A 19172-nucleotide genomic window follows, 5' to 3' on the forward strand; every position below is an offset into this window, starting at 1 on the left:
ATAAATTTTCAAAAAAAGACTTCAATGGTATAGTAAAAATTAATCCCTGGTTGTTAAATATTCTAAATCTCTTAGATTTATGTTTTTTATTATAATGACATGATACAACTGGAACAATATCAACATTTATATAAGAAAGTAGAAACTATAATCGAGGTGATTGTGTGGAAATACGCCTTCTTGAGTACTTTGCTACACTTTGTGAGGAGTTGCATTTAGAATTTTTAATAAAACAGTACCAAGACGCTATTCATTTAACCTTAAACTAGATATTACGGAGAAAGTGTCAGTCCCATAACGCTTTAAATCGTTGGAGGACTGACGTCTATTTCGTTCCTTTAAATTTATAATATTTTAACAGACGGCGGAATGACTCCTTAGCTTAGATAAATGTATTCCTCAAGTTTTTCTCGAATTTGCGATGAAATAGTTTCAGGCTTTTGTGATCCATAATTAAAGTTCACATAAACGGTACTTCCTTTTTCCCATAATTGTTTATTTTGAAACAGTTCTTGATAGACAGTAAAACTTGTGTTTCCTATTTTTTTAATCCAAGTTTGAACTTCTACTTCTTTTCCATAGAAAAGTTGATGGAGATAATCAATGTTCATATTAACCAAAATGAGATTCCAGCTTTGAAAGGTTGAATCTGGAATAAATAATGAGTAGATTTCTTCTAGTCCAGCTTCAAGCCATACGGGTACGGTTGTATTGCTAATGTGACCAGTTCCATTAGTCTCTGATAAACGTGGATTAATTTTTGTTTTATACATTGTAATCCCCCATTCTTTTGTCCAATTTTACCTGTCTCCAGTCTAAGAAGTTTAAAAACATAGCCTGCCAAGAGATAGTTTAAAGTACCAATCCACCACCCACATTAATGACTTCACCTGTTATATATGAGGCTTCATCAGAGGCCAAATATGCAGTCATATTCGCTACATCAAAGGGATTTCCCACTCTGTTTAAGGGAATCTTAGTTATCATGATTTCCCTTGCTTTATCAGGAACCGATCTTGTCATATCCGTATCAATAAATCCCGGACAAATCACGTTACAAGTAATGTTATTTCTTGCTAATTCTCTGGATGCTGTTTTCATCAAACCAATTACACCTGCTTTTGAAGCAGAATAATTTGCCTGACCATAGTTTCCTTGCCATGCTACCGAAGAAATGGATATAATTTTTCCAGATTCATTTTCTTTCATAATTTTAGCTGCCTCTTTCGTACATAAAAAAGTTCCAGTTAAATTTACATCTATAACCTGCTGCCAGTCTTCTAATGTCATTTTATACAAGGTTGAATCCCTGTTAATTCCGGCATTATTCACAAGAATATCTACAGTTCCGAACTTTTCAATTGTAAATTTAAAAAGATCCTTAACCTCAACTTCTTTCGCGATATTGGCGACGAATGATGCTGCTATGTACCCCTTTTGTGAGAATTCTTCCACTGTTCCTTTACATATATCCTCATTCATATCCACTACCACTACTTTAGCACCTTCTAAACAAAGTTTTTCAGCAATTCCCTTTCCAAGACCTCTCGCTGCCCCTGTTACAATCGCTACTTTATCTTGCAATTTTCTCATTATCTTTTACCTCTCTAGTTATATTTTTCTAAAAAAAATTACAGTTACTTAGAAGTTCAAATTAATTTTCGGACATAAACCTTAAAAATGACCGCCTAACTTCCACTACGCAGGTTATTACTGCGTAATGAAGGTCTGTTCAAGCAGGCCGGCCATTTTTATGTCAGTCTTATAGTTTTGATCAATATACCAAGCTTTCAAATTTTATAAATCCAGTTGTTTAGCAATGATATTTTTCATCACTTCTGTGGTTCCTGCATAAATACTAGCAACTGGAATATCTCGATATCGTCTGGCAATCTCATACTCTTCCATATAGCCATACCCACCATGGAGATGAAGACATTCAGCAGCAACACGTTTTTCCATTTCACTAACCCACCACTTTGCCATGGACACTTCCTTAACCAAATTTTCACCTTTCACGTGACGTATTGTAATTTGATTGATATAGGTCCTGCCAAGCTCTATCTCCGTTGCCTTTCTGCAATTTTAAATTGTGTATTCTGAAATTTACTAATCGGCTGTCCAAAAGCTTGACGTTGCTTAACATAATCCATTGTTAAACGCAGCATTTCTTCCGCCTCAATCTGGCACTGAATGGTCACCACAAGACGCTCCTGCTGAAACTTATTCATCAAATGATAGAACCCTTTTCCTTCTTCTCCCAATAAATTAGAAACAGCAACTTTTGCATCCTCAAATATTAGTTCACTGGTATTACCGCTATGCATCCCAATTTTCTCAAGTTTTTTCCCTCTTTTAAATCCTTCTGTGCCATTTTCCACTACAATTAAGCTGATCCCGCGATGAGCAGGTGCTGCTTTAGGGTCTGTTTTGCAAACAACAATGGCTAAATCGGCCATTCCCCCATTTGTAATAAACGTTTTTTCTCCCTTTTAAAATATAATAGTCTCCTTCTCTTCTAGCAGTCGTTTTAATCCCTGCTAAATCCGAACCCGCGCCTGGCTCTGTCATAGCAATCGATGTAATTTTCTCTCCGCTGATACAGCCAGGTAGCCATTTCCGTTTCTGCTGATCAGTCCCTAAAGCAGCGATATACGGGGTAACGATTTCTGAATGTAAACATACGCCACTCCCCAAGCCTTGACCAACTCTCTCTAATTCCTCTATTAAAATCATTGAATAGGAAAAATCCAACCTAAGCCCACCGTATTCTTCATCTACCCAAGGGCAAAGAAACCCATTCTCCCCCAGCTTTAACCAGAACTCTCGAGGAATTTCCCGTGCTCTTTCCCATTCTTCATAAAAGGGGAAAGCATCTTTCTCCAGCATTTTTCGCAAAGACTTTCGAAACATCACATGATCATCAATAAAGATAGATGTTTGCATATTTAATTTGACCTTTCTTTTTATTAAATAGAGAATTTAACAATTTTATTTGGTTATTCCTACACATTCCTGCGATATTGCCCTCCGACTTCATACAAGGCTTCTGTAATTTGACCTAAGGATGCTACCTTGACACTTTCCATTAATTCTTCAAAAATATTGCCGTTTTGAAGAGCCACTTGTTTCAATTTTTGCAGGGCACTTGGACATGTCTCTTTGTTTCTGCCCTGGAATTCACGGAGATTTCGAATTTGCGTTTCTTTTTCTTCCTCTGTCGAACGGGCTAATTCAATTTCATAAGCGGTTTCTTCTGCATTTGGATTGATAAATGTATTGACACCAATAATCGGTAATTCTCCAGAATGTTTCTTATGTTCATAGAAAAGGGATTCTTCTTGAATTTTTCCACGCTGATACTGTGTTTCCATTGCCCCTAAAACGCCACCTCGATCATTGATCCGTGAAAATTCAGCTAATACCGCTTCTTCAACCAGATCTGTAAGCTCATCAATAATAAAGGCTCCTTGCAGCGGGTTTTCATTTTTTACGATCCCCAATTCTTTATTGATGATCATCTGGATGGCCATTGCCCTTCTCACTGAATTTTCTGTCGGTGTGGTAATCGCCTCATCGAATGCGTTCGTATGCAGGGAGTTACAGTTATCGTAGATAGCAACCAAAGCTTGTAATGTCGTACGGATATCATTAAAGTCCATCTCTTGGGCATGAAGCGAGCGTCCTGATGTCTGGATATGATATTTCAGCTTCTGGCTCCGTTCATTCCCGCCATACTTATTTTTAATGATCGTTGCCCAAATCCTCCTGGTGACGCGTCCCATTACCGTATATTCCGGATCTAACCCGTTACTGAAAAAATAAGAAAGGTTTGGTGCAAAATCATCAATATGCATGCCCCGGCTCAGATAATATTCTACAAACGTGAAACCATTTGCCAGCGTAAACGCTAATTGCGAAATGGGATTAGCCCCCGCTTCAGCGATATGGTAGCCGCTTATACTAACCGAATAGTAGTTGCGGACTTTATGATCAATAAAGAATTGTTGAATGTCCCCCATCATCTTGAGGGCAAATTCTGTGGAGAAGATACAGGTATTCTGGCCTTGGTCTTCTTTTAAAATGTCCGCTTGCACGGTGCCTCTGACGGTTTGCAGCGTCCATACCTTAATATTTTCAAATTCCTCTTCGTTCGGCTGGCGCCCGTTTTTCTCCACAAATTTTTCAACCTGCTGATCGATGGCTGTATTCATGAACATCGCCAGAATAATCGGCGCAGGCCCATTAATGGTCATCGACACACTGGTGGATGGGTGGCAAAGGTCAAACCCTTTGTAAAGCTTCTTCATATCATCCAATGTACAGACACTCACACCGCTGTTGCCAATTTTCCCATAGATATCCGGACGGTAGTCCGGGTCCTGCCCGTATAAAGTGACACTGTCAAAGGCGGTAGACAGCCGTTTGGCCTCATCATTTTGGCTGAGAAAATGAAAACGGCGGTTCGTCCGCTCCGGAGTCCCTTCACCGGCAAACTGGCGCTTCGGATCTTCACTGGTCCGTTTGAATGGAAACACCCCTGCTGTATATGGGAAATAACCAGGCAGGTTTTCTTTTAATCGCCAGCGGAGAATTTCCCCTGGATCCTCAAATTTAGGGACACTCACCCGCGGAATTTTATTTCCAGACAATGACTCGGTATACAATGGAGTAACCACTTCTTTATCCCGAACCTTTGTGACCAGTTGATTTTGCTGGTAGGATTTGCGAATTTCCGGCCACTCTTCCACCATTTTTTTACACTCTGGATCGATCTTGCCTTCGTATAGAGAGATCATTTCATCGAGTTTTGCTGAAAAGATTTCTGCTTCTTCTTTCGTCACGATGTTCCCGTTTTCACTCTCAATCAAGGCCTTCGTTCCCCGAAGCTGGTACCACTTACGAACCAGATTAACCTGTTCATCCGTGAACTTCCGATATTGATAAACAGATTGGACGATTTCCCCTAAATACCCGGTACGATTTGGAGGAATAATTAAATTTTGCTTCGTTACTTTTTGGATGTTGCTATCATAGGTAGTCGGCCAGCTGCCGTCGGACTTTTCTTCTACCTTCTTCATTAGATTGGCAAAAAGGACATTCGTTCCGGGATCATTAAATTGGCTTGCAATTGTACCAAAAACAGGCAATTTTTCGTCAGGGATTTCAAACAGCTGACGGCTGCGCTGATACTGCTTGCGGACGTCACGCAAAGCATCCTCTGATCCGCGGCGTTCAAATTTGTTAATGACAATAAGATCAGCAAAATCAAGCATGTCGATTTTTTCAAGCTGAGATGGAGCTCCAAATTCACTCGTCATGACATACATAGACAAATCACAAATCTCAACAATTTCGGAATCCCCTTGTCCGATACCGCTCGTTTCAATGATGACGAAATCATATCCGGCTGCTTTCACAATATTAATCGCTTCTTTTGTTGCCCGACTTAACTCGGACTTTGATCCGCGGGTAGCTAGACTCCTCATATAAACGCGGGGGTTGTTGATCGCATTCATCCGAATCCGGTCACCTAACAATGCTCCTCCTGTCTTCATCTTGGAAGGATCAACCGATATAATGGCAATGGAACGTTCCGGGAATTGATCAAGATATCGGCGTACGAGTTCATCCGTCAGAGAGCTTTTCCCCGCTCCCCCTGTTCCGGTAATTCCCAAAACTGGGACCATGGGAGCTTCCACATGTAACTGTTCTAACGCTGCTGAAACTTTTTCTTCTTCTTGATTCTTGCCTAGCTTTTCTTCAGCAAAGGTGATTAATTTAGCAATGGACCCCCAGTTTTTCTCTTGTAAGCCGGCAATATCTTGTTCAAGTTGCTTGGGTGTTAGATGATCACATTCCCGAATCATATGATTAATCATGCCCTGCAACCCTAGTTCGCGGCCATCATCAGGGGAAAAGATTCTAGCAATCCCGTAACCATGCAATTCTTTGATTTCGGAAGGAACGATCACCCCGCCCCCGCCGGCAAAAATCTTAATATGTCCTGCTCCTTGTTGTTGAAGCAAATCATACATATACTTTAAATATTCCACATGACCTCCCTGATAAGAGCTCATGGCAATTCCTTGTACATCTTCTTGAATGGCGGCATTTACCACTTCTTCTACAGAGCGGTTATGTCCCAAATGGATGACTTCGACACCCGAGTCCTGAAGAATGCGGCGCATAATATTGATGGCCGCATCATGGCCGTCAAACAATGCCGAAGCTGTCACAAATCTAACATTATGTGTTGGGCGGAAAACTTCTGTCTCCATCTTTTAGCACCTGCCTTAATCTATTTATTTATTACTTAATAGTTTCCCTGCAATGACCAAACGTTGAATTTCGTTTGTTCCCTCATAAATTTGTGTAATTTTGGCATCTCGCATAAACCGTTCGACCGGGTAATCTTTGGTATACCCGTAGCCTCCGAAAATTTGCACCGCTTCTGTTGTCACCTTCATCGCCGTATCACTGGCAAATAGTTTTGACATCGCTGACTCTTTTCCATATGGCAACCCATTCGACTCAAGCCATGCCGCTTGGTAGGTTAATAGGCGGGATGCTTCAATTGCCGTTGCCATATCTGCCAGTTTGAAAGAGATGCCTTGATTCGCGGAAATCGGCTTGCTGAATTGCTGCCGTTCTTTCGCATACCCTACAGCTGCGTCTAATGCCCCTTGGGCAATCCCAACCGCCTGTGCTGCAATGCCGTTTCGACCACCATCCAAGGTCATCATCGCCACTTTAAAGCCTTCCCCTTCTTTACCCAGCACATTTTCCTCCGGTACATGGCAGTCTTCAAAGATGATTTCCGCGGTCGGTGAAGACCGGATTCCCATTTTCTTTTCTTTTTTTCCTATTGAAAAACCAGGAAAATCTTTTTCGATAATAAAAGCGGTGATCCCATTCTTTTTCGAAGTTGGATCGGTTGTCGCGAAAACGATATACATATCCGCAATCCCCGCATTGGTGATAAAAATTTTTGAGCCGTTTAAAATATACTCACTCCCTGCTTTGCGGGCGGTAGTTTTCATCCCACCTGCATCGGAACCAGAGCCCGGCTCTGTTAAGCCGTAAGCACCAATTTTTTCCCCTTGTGCCATCGGTTTTAAGTATTTTTGTTTTTGTTCTTCCGTACCAAATTTATAGACAGGCCAGCCTGCTAAAGAAGTATGGGCAGAAAGGGTAACACCTGTTGATGCGCATACACGTGACAATTCTTCTACCGCTATACAGTACGATACATAGTCACTGCCGATGCCGCCGTATTCTTCCGGCCATGGAATCCCTGTCAAACCCAGCTCGGCCATTTTTTGAAAAATCTCCCGATCAAAGCGTTCTTCTTCATCGCGTTCTTCCGCTGTTGGTGCAATTTCGTTTCCGGCAAAATCCCGCACCATTTTTCGGATCATTTCATGCTCTTCTGATAATCGAAATTGCATCGTAACATCCCCTATTGGAAAAAGTTCATTTTCTTCTCTGAAGTTCTCAATCTATTATTTAGTGAATCTAATGATCGGCATTCATGCATTTTTTAGAAAAGAAACCAGCTCATTTTCTCCAGTATGTTTCACTAAAATTCACTTAAATTGAGGAGCTCGTTTTTCATAAAAGGCATTAATCCCTTCTTCGTAATCTTCCGATTGCATCAGAAGGGCTTGAATCATATTTTCCTGTCCTAATACATCATCCCAGCTTAACTTAACCCCATGGTTCAACATCTGCTTTACGTATTTATTGCTTACCTGCGGTCCATTTAATATAAATTGAGAGAATTCAATCGCTTCCTCGAGGACATCCCCTTCGGTGATCCGATTAATGATCCCCCAATTTTTGGCTTCTTCTGCTGTCATGATTTTCCCGGTTAGGATCCATTCTTTCGCTAAGCTTAAAGGTACCCGTTCTGAAAGTAACTTCATTAAACCCAAGTCAGGGATGACACCCACATTGACAAAACTCAAACCAAACTTGGCAGACTTATTTGCAACAATAAAATCAGAGGCAAGTGCCAGACTATAGCCCGCTCCTGCTGCAAATCCATGGACAGCGGACACGACATATTTATCGAGGTTTAGGATGGTTTTGGTTAAAGCCGAGGCTTTTTTCATATACGCAAGCTTTTCATTTGCTTGTGATAAATTCTTCATCGTCTCTAAATCTCCGCCTGCACAAAATCCTTTTCCTTCACCCGACACGATAATGACTTTCACATTTTCGTTTTTTCCAAGACTTTCTAAGTTATGTGTGAATGATTCAACTAAATCATTGGACAATGAATTGAGTTTCTCCGGTCGATTTAGGCGAATGAATCCAATTCCATTTTCAATCTTTATTAATGTCGCTTCATTCATGCAGATCACCTGCCTTTTAGTATTGATAAAATCCCTTGCCTGTCTTCCTGCCTAAATGTCCGGCACGAACCAGCTTTTTCAATAATGGACATGGACGGTATTTACTGTCAGATGTCTCTGTGTATAATGTTTCGATGACAAACAGTAAGGTGTCTAAGCCAATAAGGTCCGCTAGAGCAAGAGGCCCGATTGGATGGTTGGCTCCCAATTTCATGCCTTCATCAATATCCTCAGCACTGGCCGTTCCCTCTGCGAGCACAAAAATTGCTTCATTGATCATCGGAACCAAAATTCGATTAACGGCAAATAATGGTGCATCCCGTACCGTTATTCCTTTTTTGCCAAACTTCTCAACCAATTGCTTAATCTCTTCATAAGTTTCGTTGGATGTTTCCTGCCCGCGGACAATCTCTACCAGCTTCATCACGGGTACCGGATTGAAAAAATGCATTCCAATCACTTGAGAGGGACGGTTTGTGCAGTTGCCGAGTTCAGTAACACTTAACCCTGATGTATTGGAGGCAAAAATCGTGTTCGGTCTGCATACAGCATCAAGCCTTCGGAGCAATGATTTTTTGCTCTCCATGTTTTCAATGATCGCTTCGATGACAATATCCGCTTTTGCCAGTTCTTCAATATGAATCGTTCCCTGTATACGTCCGAGCGTTTGCTCCGCTTCCTCGCTGGAAAGTTTTCCTTTTTCAACAGACCGGTTTAGATTTCGCCGAATGTTATCAAGTCCTTTTTGTATAAAACTTTCCTTAACATCCTGCAGAATCACTTGATACCCTGCAGCTGCGACTGTCTGAGCTATTCCATTCCCCATCGTTCCTGCACCGATTACACCAATTAACTTTTCCATTTCTCGATCCCTCACTTTTAGACTTATTGTTTTTTCGTTTTATAGCGCTTCCACAATCATTGCGGCTGCAGGTCCACCGCCTGCACATAGAGATGCACAGCCATACTTAGAACCGCGACGCTGCATTTCATAGATTAACGTAGTCAGCAATCTGGCTCCCGTACAGCCAACAGGATGACCTAATGAAATTCCTGAACCATTTGCATTCACTTTATCCATCGGAATATTTAGTTCACGATTGACAGCTAAAAATTGGGATGCAAAAGCTTCATTTAGTTCCCAGTAATCAATATCATTCATTTGCAAGCCGGCAAATTGTAAAGCTTTATGAACTGCTGGAACAACCCCAATTCCCATTCTTTTAGGATCTACTGCAGCGGATGCGGAAGCGACGATTCTTGCTAGCGGCTTTAGTCCAAGCTCAATCGCCTTTTCCTTCGCCATTAGGATGACAGCTGCTCCGCCATCATTAAGGCTAGAAGCATTTCCGGCTGTTACGGTTCCTTCCTTTTTAAAAGCTGGCCGTAATTTGGACAACGTTTCGAAACTCGCGGCTGAATTGGGATGTTCATCATGATCAATCGTTTTCGTTGCTCGTTTTGTCTTCACTTCAACAGGGGCAATTTCCTGTTTAAATTTTTCATTTTGAATGGCTTCACATGCCCTCTGGTGACTAATGACTGAAAGTTCATCTTGTTCTTCACGGCTAATCTGATACTCCTCGGCAAGAGTTTCAGCGGTTACGCCCATGTGATAATCATTGAAAGCATCTACCAATGCATCATTTAGTAAGGAGTCCACAATTGAACTGTCTCCCATCTTCAACCCCCCGCGAACCTTTGGTAACAGATACGGAACATTCGTCATACTTTCGTATCCAACTGCTGCTCCAATATCAATCTTGCCCAGTATGATATTTTGGGCGACGATTTCTACTGCCCTTAATGATGAAGGGCATTGTTGATTAATCGTGGAAGCAACCGTCTCAACCGAACAACCGGATCCTAAAGCGACTTGCCTCGCGGTATTGCCTTTACAACCAGCTTGATATATATGACCTCCCACCACTTCTTCAATTTGATTTGCTTCAATCCCGGATACTTCAATTGCTGCTTTTAAAGCGTGTACTCCTAAATCCACTGCAGTTAATTCTTTAAACGCTCCGAAATAATCACCAATTGGTGTTCTTTTTGCACTAACAATAACAACTTCACGCATAGCTAATTCCTCCATTTGATAAAAATAATATCTATTCATTTTTTTAATGAATCAAAATCAAAATTTCTAACGTTCAATATACCTTCTAAACATCCTCTTTGTGCATTAGATGTAATGAAACAAATTAATTGTTTTTATAATACATTGAATATTCAGTTATTTTAACATATACAAGAGATAGAAGTTACCTTCCTGTAAAAACAGGACGATCTTTTTCAAGAAAGGCACGTACACCCTCTTTTTTATCCTCTGTCTCACATAATTCACCAAAGAATTTAGCCTCCATCTTGAGTCCTTTTTCCAATTCTTGAAGACCAGTCGCATCAATTGCCTTTTTAGCTTTGCTTACCGCAATGGGGGCCATATTGGTAATCGTCTTTGCAAGCGATATGGCTGTAGGTAAAGCTTGTCCTTTTGGCACCAATTTTTCGATGATACCGAATTGCAGCGCCTCTTCTGCACTAAACTTTTCACCTGAAAGAATCAGGAGCTTTGCTTTTCCTGCCCCGATTAATCGCGTCAATCGCTGTGTTCCACCGTAGCCTGGAATGATTCCTAATCCAACTTCAGGCAGCCCGAAAACGGCTGAATCATCGGCAACCCGGATATCACATGATAAGGCTAATTCGAGCCCCCCACCGAGAACATATCCTTGAATAGCACTGATTACCGGTATCTCTAATTCTGCTATATTTGTGAAAATTCTTTGCCCTTTCTTGGATAATGCAATTGCTTTTTCTTGATCTAAGCCGGTAAACTCCTTGATATCTGCCCCGGCGACAAAAGCCTTGTCACCTGAACCTGTTATGATGAGAGCACGACATCCTTTTTCTTCACGAATCCTATTGATAGCTTGATCCAATTCCTCCATGACATCTGCATTTAATGCGTTTACCGGTGGATGATTGATCGTTAAAATGCCAATCTGGTCTACCATCTCCATTTTTACCAGCTTTTGTTTTAAGTTAGGAAAATCCATTTCATAGCCTCCCAAAATAACTTTTTAAATCAATATTTTAAGTAAATATTCCGCATAGATTTTAGCAACGTCTTCTTTACTTTGTTTCCCCCCTGATGAGTACCATTGTTGGATCCAGTTCATTGCCCCTAATATGATCATGCGTGCCATTTTTGCTTCTTTTACACGGAATGAGCCATTTCTTTTTCCTTCCGCAATGATCTCGTCAAACAGTGATGAATATTTTTCTCGTTTTTCTAAAATGACACTGATATGTTGGTCAGCAAAAGTATTTTCTGGCTGAACAAGCATATTAAACATCTCTCGTTCATCAATTGCAAAGTAAATATGTGTAAAAATCGCTTTTTCCATTTTTTCAATAGATGTTATTTCTAATGCTAAAATGGCTTCTATTTCCTCTATGGCTTCACTTAAAATCATCTCATGGCATTGAAAAATCAATTCTTCCTTATTAGAAAAATAGTAATAGATTGCCCCCTTTGTCATTAGTAGTTCTGCCGCAATATCATCCATTGTCGCTCGATGGTATCCTTTCTTAGAAATCACCATTGCAGCAGATCTTAGCATGTCTTTTTTCTTCTTTAGCTGTTTTTTCATTTTAAGGTTCATTTTTATCGCCTACAATTTTCATTATTTTTCATAGATTACTTTCTTTCTATTTACATTCTAAACGGTAAAAATTTAAACATCAAGTATTTTTTAAATTTTCAGAATAATTTTAGTGGAATTCAATTTCAGTTCACCTATTCCCTCATCGAAATAATGGTTGACTTATTCAAATCGAGTAGGAGGGGGTGACTAACCCCCGACCTCTCAGTCGAGTAGTCCTTGGGATTTTCACCCAAAGACTCTCACAGAACCGTACGTGAACCTCTCGATTCATACGGCTCCTATCAATTAGCCATTTAAGGAGTTATTCCAAGAGCCCAATGTGCAAACATTCTGGGCTCTCTTTTTGCAATTTCTTTAAGCCACTTTTCAGCTTGCTTGCAATGTCCTCTAAATCTTTTGTATTTACACATTGCCCATTTAATCAGTCTTCGATTTAGACAGTCCATTGAGTATTTCACAGCGGATGGAGTGTACGGACATTCCATCTGCTTCATTTACTCTATACCACCTTCGGCAGTAAGGACTTTGTCTTGTGTTGCAGACTTATCCAATGGTACCTAGCCTTATATGAAGTTCGTATTCCACAGGCCGGAGGTTTGCCGCCCGCTTCCTTCAGATTCCGCGTCACCGCGGACACCCTTGCGTTAAGCTAACCACTACTACTGCCTTCGTGGCTCGGGACTTTCACCCTATAGACTACACCCATGCCGGGCGCACAACAAAAGAGCCGGTTAATTTTTACTTTAACCGGCTCTCTCAAAAATATGACCACATGCTTCCGCTTTTCAGGTAGTGCACGAAATGGTACACATACTTAATTTTTTTAATTGAACTGGATTGATCTAGATTACTTTTAAGGTACCTAAAACCCTTGATAAATAAGACTTTTTTTATTTTTTTTGAACATATTTAACGCAATTTATCCACTGGAATGCCTCTGGCAGCGTTGAGGTCAGCAAGTTTGAATTTGGTTATAAAAAACATTTTGAGTTCTATATATGTTACAGCCATTTTTACAGGAATGCGTCGAGGTGAACATCTCGGATTAAAGTGGAATGACATTGATTTTAATGCTGGTACTATTCATGTTCAGCGGAGCCTTACTCGGACAAAAAGCAATGGATTGATTTTAAGAGATGTTAAAACCAAGAGTTCAAATCGAATTATTGTCATATCTGATTATGTACTACAAATCCTTCAGGACGGAAAGGCCAAGCAGGATTTAATGCGCCAAAAGCTTGGAAACGGATACTCAGATCATGATTTGGTAAATTGCACTGAAGATGGGAAACCAATTGGCCCAAGAAATCTCTTGCGTCAATTCTACAGGCTCTTGGAAGAAGCTAACGTCCCAAAAATAACCTTCCATGATTTACGCCACTTGCATGCAACATTGCTCATGGCATTAGGGGAAAATCCAAAAATTGTTTCAGAACGGATGGGGCATTCACGGGTACAAGTTACGTTGGACACCTATTCCCACGTCAGTGCAGATATGCAGCGAAAAAGTGCTAACCGGTTTGAAAACGCAATCCTGCAAAATTAAAACGTGCATCGTTTGTGCAATAGATGTGCAATTTAGCAAAATTGGGTGGCTGGGAATTAAAAAAGACCACTTCCGAAGAAGCAGTCTTTTATCAAAGAACCCTTTGTTCCGAAGGGTTCTACGGGTTTGGCACCCAATGACCTGTACAGGGCTTGAACCTGTGACCCCCACCCTGTCAAGGTGATGCTCTCCCAACTGAGCTAACAGATCGTATAAAATATAATTTCACACTTCCAAATAAAATGTGAGGACATTTATAAATATAATATGTTTTTCTTTTAATGTCAATAATTATTTTTCATATTCTTTTTCATATGTATCATTATGATTTGCTCCACTTTATTTCAATAAAAAGAACACACGTTTTCTTTTTATTGAATAAAGAACACATATTCGTATATAATACTACTAAGAAAAGGAGTGGCTGATCATGAATCATCTTTTTGAAAGATCTAAAAATGAAAATCTGCCATTGGAAATCATTTATCTTTCCGAAGATCATCAGTTTTCACAGCGAAGGCTGATTGTCAAAGAAATTAACAATCAATACATTCGGGCCTATTGTCTGCTTCGGAAACAAATGCGGACATTTCGGGTCGAGAACATCCTGTCGATTATTCTGGATTCACGATCAAATAATTTACTTCACTAAGACATGCTTAAATGAAGCGAACCCATTGAATCAACGATCACCTCCGTATTTTGCATCCTCTAACCTTAACTTCCTCCCGCAGCATACTTACTTGAAGCTTTCTAACTATTTTTATGATAAAATCAACCATACCGATAACTGCCTGAGAGGTGATTGCAATGCTGTTTCCGCGAGGAACGGTTAAAGAACTTTTCTTTCAAAGTAAGGAGCTTGGAGAGGAGTTGGAGATTCTCATTCACTTTCCTGCCAACTATTCTCCCCTTTTTAAATATTCCCTCTTAATTGCTCAGGATGGGCGCGATTATTTTCAACTGGGGAGAATCGGCCGCTTTGTTGATGAGCTTTTATACAACCGTGAAATTGAGAATATGATTGTTGTAGGAATCCCCTACAAAAATATTGAAGACAGAAGAAAAAAGTATCATCCTAATGGCGAGCAGCATCAAGCCTATGGTCGCTTTCTGGCTCACGAATTAGTTCCTTTTTTAGATAAGGAATATCCTACTTACCAAATGGGCTCAACGCGTGCGTTAATCGGCGATTCGCTTGGCGCCTCTATTTCATTATTAACAGCGCTTCAATACCCATATACGTTTGGGAAAGTGCTGCTGCAATCTCCGCTTGTCAATGATCTTGTTATTAATAAAATTAAAACGTTTACTAAATCCGAACTGCTAGATATTTATCATGTCGTTGGAGATAATGAAACAGAAGTAAAGACAACCGATGGCAAAACAAGCAATTTTCTTGAACCAAATCGAATGCTTTCAAAACTGCTTCTGGAAAAATCATGTACATACTTCTATGATGAATTTAATGGAAATCATTCCTGGACCTATTGGCAGCCTGATTTAGAACGGGCCTTAAAATTAATGTTTCACTTATAACCAGATTTGTTCCGCCACAAAGTTTGCAGTATTTCATAACCAAGAAAATCTTGATATAATTATCGGAAACATACCTTAATAATAGCAATTTTTCATTTTGCCATACCGAAACGATCATTGAAATTACTTATAAAATGGAGGTATCAGTATGAAATATGGTGTTGTTATTTTCCCGTCCAAGGCACTCCAGGATTTAGCAAACTCGTATCGTAAGCGCTATGACCCACATTATTCGTTAATTCCTCCACATATGACTTTAAAAAGTCCATTTGAGGCAACGGAAAATGAAATAAAACCATTTTCAGATAAATTGCGTTCGCTTGCAAAAAGCTTCGAACCCTTTACATTAAAAACGACGAAGGTCAGTTCATTTAAACCAGTTAATAATGTTATTTATTTCAAGGTGAGTCCAACTTCAGAGCTTGATGGGCTTCATAATGAAATCAATCAACAATTTAGCGAACAAAATTTAGAATATTCATTTGTCCCTCATATTACTATTGGTCAGAAGCTTTCAAATGATGAACACTCTGATGTCTACGGCTCATTGCGGATGCTGAAAGTTGAACATGAAGAAGTGATTGACCGCTTCCATCTTCTTTATCAGTTAGAAAATGGCTCATGGACAGTATATGAAACATTTCGACTTGGAAAGGAAGCATAATAGGTGAACCTAAAGATTGTTGAAAATGAAAAAGAATTAAATGATGCATACTCCGTAAGAAAAATCGTTTTCGTCGAGGAACAAAATGTTCCTTTGGAGGAAGAAATTGACCAGTTTGAAGATGAGGCGACCCATTTCGTTTTATATAATGAAAGCTCTCCGATTGGAGCCGGAAGATTCCGGATTGTAGATGGCTATGGCAAAGTGGAACGAATTTGTGTTTTAAAAGATGCGAGAAAAATCGGCGCTGGTAACGTGATAATGAATGGTATTGAAAAGTTTGCTGAAGATAAAGAATTAAAGAAATTAAAGTTAAATGCACAAACTCATGCCATTCCTTTTTATTCTCAACTCGGCTATGAAGTGGTCTCCGAAGAATTCCTGGATGCCGGAATTCCTCATAAGACAATGATTAAAAAAATATAATAACAAAAGCGCAAGCGCCCGTTTAGCGCACGACAGGACTGGAGCACACCGACTGAGATAAAGGAAACACGAAGAGAGTTAGCGCATTCATGCTTGACTTATCGTAGGGAGGTGGGCGAAGTACACTAGTCGCTGGGCGATGTAGCTAGACGTTGATTACCTCATTCAAAGTTATCAACAGGTTATTATTTTGTAATTTCCTAGATAAGCAAAAAGCACTTGTCCAGAATTACGGGCAAGTGCTTTTTGGTTAAATACGTTCATTAACATTTCCCCCTATTCCCGTTAAAAAGGCATAGACCTTTTCTGCATCCCTCTCCGGTTGCTTAGTATGTTTACTCTTGGGTGAGACTTTTTTATTTATTGGAACTTCAAGTTGAAATAAATAGGCTCGTTTTAACTTATCGACCCTGACCGTTCGACTGTAACTGGATTTCACTGCTCTTATTCGATTTTGATATTCCTGGTATTGGTTGGGTTGAACTGGAGGTATATAGCCCATTCAAGACACTTCCTTTCCCATCTCTGCCAATTTTTTATATGCCAAAAAGCAAACCTATCACTCTGTTATATGATAAGATAGAAACTATCGGATTTCACATATATAGATGAGGGAAAAAATGAAAACAGCAAATTATCAAAACAGAATACTTACAATTGATCAACTTAAACGACAAGACTATCAAAAAATATATAATGCTGGAAAAAATGGTGAACTTTCATGCCCTGCCTGCCAGGAAAAGGTTCGTTTTTATCTTGGGATCCATGAATCCCCTCACTTTTTCCATATACACTTAGTTGGAAAAGAATGTCCTGATGCAATTCCTAGCAGCAAAAAAGAAGATGTTGAAGAACACATTGTTGAACGGGATGGCTTTCAGATTCCACAAGGAAGAACCATCGTAGAGGATAAATTGACAAGTGAGCTTTTTAAAGCAGTTAAAATCATAGATTCCGGAATACCCTTCTCCCTTAAAAATAGGTCAATTGAGCAAATTAATCAACCAATATACCTCAAGCAATTGGAAGAACAAGGTGTGCATTTGGACGAAAGTCAGTCTATCGCTGTCACAAGAACAGAGGGAGCACTGTTAGTACTGGCCGGGGCGGGCAGTGGCAAAACCAGGGTTTTAACAGCTCGAACGGCCTTTATGCTTGAAGCTAATAAAATTGATCCACGAAGGATTATGCTTGTTACCTTTACTTCAAAAGCAGCGAATGAAATGAAAAATCGCTTACTTTCATACCCGCAAGTGAATAAAGGAAAAGTCGGACAGCTTGTCACCGGTACATTTCATAGTATTTTTTATCGAATCCTTATGTTCCACTCACGTGATAAATGGAATGCTGCTAAACTATTGAAAAAGGATTGGCAGCGTGATCGGATTTTAAAAGAAGCGGGAAAAGAGATTGATCTAAGCGAAAAAGAGTTTGCCTTTGATTTGGCTCTCCAGCAAATTGGATTTTGGAAGAACTCACTAATCCTGCCTCATGAAGTAAAGACTGCTTCTGATTGGGATAAAAAAGTAGCTTTTTTATACCGAAAATATGAAGAATATAAAGCCAATGCTGATCTGTTTGATTTTGATGATATGTTGATTGGCTGCTATAAGCTGTTCCTTTCTTCACCAGAATTACTAAAACAGTATCAAGAGCGTTTTAGCTATTTTTTAATTGATGAATTCCAAGATGTCAATAAGGTACAATATGAGTTAATCAAACTGCTTTCGCGAATAAATCAAAATGTCTGTGCCGTTGGTGATGATGACCAATCTATCTATTCCTTTCGCGGCAGTGATCCAAGCTATTTACTTTCATTTGAAAAGGATTTTCCATCTGCAAAAATAATTACACTCGACCAAAACTACCGTTCATCACATGAAATTGTCACAACAGCGAATCAAATTATTAGGCTGAATAAAACAAGACGAGCCAAAAAAATGAATGCCCAATTTTCGCTGGGTATGCCTCCAGTCCTTTTCTATCCTTATGACGAAGAAGAAGAAGCAACCATGATCGTAACCGATATTCAGGAGAAAATAGCAAAAGGGTCAATCCCATCCGATTTTGCCGTTTTATTCCGGACACATGCCGGTTCGAGGGCAATTTTTGAACGGCTCGCTAATTCGAATCTTCCCTTTAAGATTGACTCAGATGCAGAATCATTTTATGACAGGCGAACTGTTAAAAGTATACTAGCCTTTTTAAAAATAAGCCTGAATGAAGACGATGTACATGCCCTTAGCGATATGCTGCCGTCCTTATTTTTAAAGCAATCTGCTCTAAATGATATTAAGGCAAACAGCATTTTAAGTGACTGCAGCTTGCTAGAGGCACTTGCCCACTTGAAAACAGCCCATAAGTTTCAGGAAAAGAAGGTAAAGAAAGTTGTTGAATTGACTCGAACATTGAAATATTCATCCCCACTTTCAGCTATAGAAACAATTGAAAAAGACATTGGCTTTCAAGACTTTCTGAAAAAAAAGGGGGATGAAGCAGGCAAACTCGAAAAAGGATCGGATGATATTAAGGACTTAAAGGTAGCAGCTAAAAACTTTGATTCGATCAAAAACTTATTAGAACATGCTGCTCATATGTCATCGATGAATAAGGAAATTAAAAACCTGGGGAAACACTTTCCAGACGCTATCACTCTTAGCACGATCCATCGGGCTAAAGGTCTTGAATATAATACCGTTTATATTATTGGCACTGTCGACGGCAGCCTTCCACATGATTTTGCTTTAAACAATGGGGATACTTCAGCTATTGAAGAAGAAAGAAGGCTTTTGTATGTTGCTGTAACAAGGGCTAAGAAGCACCTCTATCTGTCCATTCCCGAAAAAAGGCGGGGCAAAAAAGCGAAAGCCTCCCGCTTTTTGTTACCTTTAAAAAAAGACGTTAAAAAAGGATAACGTATGCTTCAGTATACATTCAATTAGCTAAAAAAAAGACCTGTTTCCAAG

Annotated in this window: 17 protein-coding genes, 1 tRNA gene and 1 pseudogene; 6 read left to right on the forward strand and 13 right to left on the reverse strand. The window is 39.7% G+C overall.

What is annotated here, in order from left to right:
* Nucleotides 1-377 precede the first annotated feature (377 nt).
* The 11 genes and pseudogenes from JN080_RS17200 to JN080_RS17250 form a co-directional block, all read right to left on the reverse strand.
* A complete protein-coding gene (locus JN080_RS17200; RefSeq protein WP_256237217.1) occupies nt 378-773 on the reverse strand; it encodes an acyl-CoA thioesterase in 396 nt (131 codons plus the stop codon).
* A 79-nt stretch (nt 774-852) separates the two neighbouring features.
* A complete protein-coding gene (gene fabG / locus JN080_RS17205) occupies nt 853-1593 on the reverse strand; it encodes a 3-oxoacyl-ACP reductase FabG (RefSeq protein WP_256237218.1) in 741 nt (246 codons plus the stop codon).
* A 204-nt stretch (nt 1594-1797) separates the two neighbouring features.
* Nucleotides 1798-2946: pseudogene (locus tag JN080_RS17210) on the reverse strand (acyl-CoA dehydrogenase family protein).
* 59 nt (nt 2947-3005) lie between these two features.
* Nucleotides 3006-6281: a fused isobutyryl-CoA mutase/GTPase IcmF gene (icmF, locus tag JN080_RS17215; RefSeq protein ID WP_256237219.1), complete on the reverse strand. Its 3276-nt coding sequence runs from the start codon at nt 6279-6281 to the stop codon at nt 3006-3008.
* A gap of 24 nt (nt 6282-6305) precedes the next feature.
* On the reverse strand, nt 6306-7451 hold the full coding sequence (locus tag JN080_RS17220; protein ID WP_256237220.1) for an acyl-CoA dehydrogenase: 1146 nt from the start codon (nt 7449-7451) through the stop codon (nt 6306-6308).
* A 138-nt stretch (nt 7452-7589) separates the two neighbouring features.
* Entirely contained in the window at nt 7590-8360 is a 771-nt protein-coding gene (locus JN080_RS17225) for an enoyl-CoA hydratase/isomerase family protein (protein WP_256237221.1), read from the reverse strand.
* A 16-nt stretch (nt 8361-8376) separates the two neighbouring features.
* Nucleotides 8377-9222: a 3-hydroxybutyryl-CoA dehydrogenase gene (locus tag JN080_RS17230; protein WP_256237222.1), complete on the reverse strand. Its 846-nt coding sequence runs from the start codon at nt 9220-9222 to the stop codon at nt 8377-8379.
* Nucleotides 9223-9261: 39 nt separating this feature from the next.
* Nucleotides 9262-10440, reverse strand: coding sequence for a thiolase family protein (locus JN080_RS17235; protein ID WP_256237223.1), 1179 nt, complete (start codon nt 10438-10440; stop codon nt 9262-9264).
* A gap of 184 nt (nt 10441-10624) precedes the next feature.
* Entirely contained in the window at nt 10625-11419 is a 795-nt protein-coding gene (locus tag JN080_RS17240) for an enoyl-CoA hydratase/isomerase family protein (protein ID WP_256237224.1), read from the reverse strand.
* A gap of 24 nt (nt 11420-11443) precedes the next feature.
* A complete protein-coding gene (locus JN080_RS17245; RefSeq protein ID WP_256237225.1) occupies nt 11444-12028 on the reverse strand; it encodes a TetR/AcrR family transcriptional regulator in 585 nt (194 codons plus the stop codon).
* Between the two features lie 296 nt (nt 12029-12324).
* On the reverse strand, nt 12325-12525 hold the full coding sequence (locus tag JN080_RS17250) for a hypothetical protein (protein ID WP_256237226.1): 201 nt from the start codon (nt 12523-12525) through the stop codon (nt 12325-12327).
* Nucleotides 12526-12992: 467 nt separating this feature from the next.
* On the opposite strand from JN080_RS17250, the gene JN080_RS17255 reads away from it, so the two are divergent.
* Nucleotides 12993-13577, forward strand: coding sequence for a site-specific integrase (locus JN080_RS17255; protein ID WP_256237227.1), 585 nt, complete (start codon nt 12993-12995; stop codon nt 13575-13577).
* A 137-nt stretch (nt 13578-13714) separates the two neighbouring features.
* Here JN080_RS17255 and JN080_RS17260 read toward each other — a convergent pair.
* Nucleotides 13715-13787, reverse strand: a tRNA-Val gene (locus JN080_RS17260).
* Between the two features lie 220 nt (nt 13788-14007).
* Here JN080_RS17260 and JN080_RS17265 point away from each other — a divergent pair.
* From JN080_RS17265 to JN080_RS17280, 4 genes are all read left to right on the forward strand, one after another.
* Nucleotides 14008-14229: a WYL domain-containing protein gene (locus JN080_RS17265; RefSeq protein ID WP_256237228.1), complete on the forward strand. Its 222-nt coding sequence runs from the start codon at nt 14008-14010 to the stop codon at nt 14227-14229.
* A 158-nt stretch (nt 14230-14387) separates the two neighbouring features.
* On the forward strand, nt 14388-15116 hold the full coding sequence (locus tag JN080_RS17270; protein WP_256237229.1) for an alpha/beta hydrolase: 729 nt from the start codon (nt 14388-14390) through the stop codon (nt 15114-15116).
* Between the two features lie 148 nt (nt 15117-15264).
* Nucleotides 15265-15780 carry a YjcG family protein gene (locus JN080_RS17275; protein ID WP_256237230.1) on the forward strand — a complete coding sequence of 172 codons (516 nt, stop codon included), beginning with the start codon at nt 15265-15267 and terminating at the stop codon, nt 15778-15780.
* A gap of 3 nt (nt 15781-15783) precedes the next feature.
* Nucleotides 15784-16206: a GNAT family N-acetyltransferase gene (locus JN080_RS17280; RefSeq protein WP_256237231.1), complete on the forward strand. Its 423-nt coding sequence runs from the start codon at nt 15784-15786 to the stop codon at nt 16204-16206.
* A 250-nt stretch (nt 16207-16456) separates the two neighbouring features.
* Here the strand turns inward: JN080_RS17280 and JN080_RS17285 are convergent, their stop codons facing one another.
* Nucleotides 16457-16708: a hypothetical protein gene (locus JN080_RS17285; protein WP_256237232.1), complete on the reverse strand. Its 252-nt coding sequence runs from the start codon at nt 16706-16708 to the stop codon at nt 16457-16459.
* Between the two features lie 118 nt (nt 16709-16826).
* On the opposite strand from JN080_RS17285, the gene JN080_RS17290 reads away from it, so the two are divergent.
* Nucleotides 16827-19121, forward strand: a complete 2295-nt coding sequence (locus tag JN080_RS17290; RefSeq protein ID WP_256237233.1) for a UvrD-helicase domain-containing protein — start codon at nt 16827-16829, stop codon at nt 19119-19121.
* The last annotated feature ends 51 nt before the right edge of the window (nt 19122-19172 follow it).

Origin of the sequence: Bacillus sp. EB600 (assembly GCF_024494385.1) — a bacterium.
Lineage (GTDB): Bacteria > Bacillota > Bacilli > Bacillales > Cytobacillaceae > JAEVLT01.

What these genes read in the sequence shown, in the direction of transcription:
- JN080_RS17275 (WP_256237230.1), top strand. Translation starts at nt 15,265, where the DNA reads ATGAAATATGGTGTTGTTATTTTCCCGTCCAAGGCACTCCAGGATTTA.
- JN080_RS17240 (WP_256237224.1), bottom strand. Translation starts at nt 11,419, where the DNA reads ATGGATTTTCCTAACTTAAAACAAAAGCTGGTAAAAATGGAGATGGTA.
- JN080_RS17200 (WP_256237217.1), bottom strand. Translation starts at nt 773, where the DNA reads ATGTATAAAACAAAAATTAATCCACGTTTATCAGAGACTAATGGAACT.
- icmF (WP_256237219.1), bottom strand. Translation starts at nt 6,281, where the DNA reads ATGGAGACAGAAGTTTTCCGCCCAACACATAATGTTAGATTTGTGACA.
- JN080_RS17235 (WP_256237223.1), bottom strand. Translation starts at nt 10,440, where the DNA reads ATGCGTGAAGTTGTTATTGTTAGTGCAAAAAGAACACCAATTGGTGAT.
- JN080_RS17270 (WP_256237229.1), top strand. Translation starts at nt 14,388, where the DNA reads ATGCTGTTTCCGCGAGGAACGGTTAAAGAACTTTTCTTTCAAAGTAAG.
- JN080_RS17250 (WP_256237226.1), bottom strand. Translation starts at nt 12,525, where the DNA reads ATGAAGCAGATGGAATGTCCGTACACTCCATCCGCTGTGAAATACTCA.
- JN080_RS17245 (WP_256237225.1), bottom strand. Translation starts at nt 12,028, where the DNA reads ATGAACCTTAAAATGAAAAAACAGCTAAAGAAGAAAAAAGACATGCTA.
- JN080_RS17290 (WP_256237233.1), top strand. Translation starts at nt 16,827, where the DNA reads ATGAAAACAGCAAATTATCAAAACAGAATACTTACAATTGATCAACTT.
- JN080_RS17230 (WP_256237222.1), bottom strand. Translation starts at nt 9,222, where the DNA reads ATGGAAAAGTTAATTGGTGTAATCGGTGCAGGAACGATGGGGAATGGA.
- JN080_RS17285 (WP_256237232.1), bottom strand. Translation starts at nt 16,708, where the DNA reads ATGGGCTATATACCTCCAGTTCAACCCAACCAATACCAGGAATATCAA.
- fabG (WP_256237218.1), bottom strand. Translation starts at nt 1,593, where the DNA reads ATGAGAAAATTGCAAGATAAAGTAGCGATTGTAACAGGGGCAGCGAGA.
- JN080_RS17225 (WP_256237221.1), bottom strand. Translation starts at nt 8,360, where the DNA reads ATGAATGAAGCGACATTAATAAAGATTGAAAATGGAATTGGATTCATT.
- JN080_RS17220 (WP_256237220.1), bottom strand. Translation starts at nt 7,451, where the DNA reads ATGCAATTTCGATTATCAGAAGAGCATGAAATGATCCGAAAAATGGTG.
- JN080_RS17265 (WP_256237228.1), top strand. Translation starts at nt 14,008, where the DNA reads ATGAATCATCTTTTTGAAAGATCTAAAAATGAAAATCTGCCATTGGAA.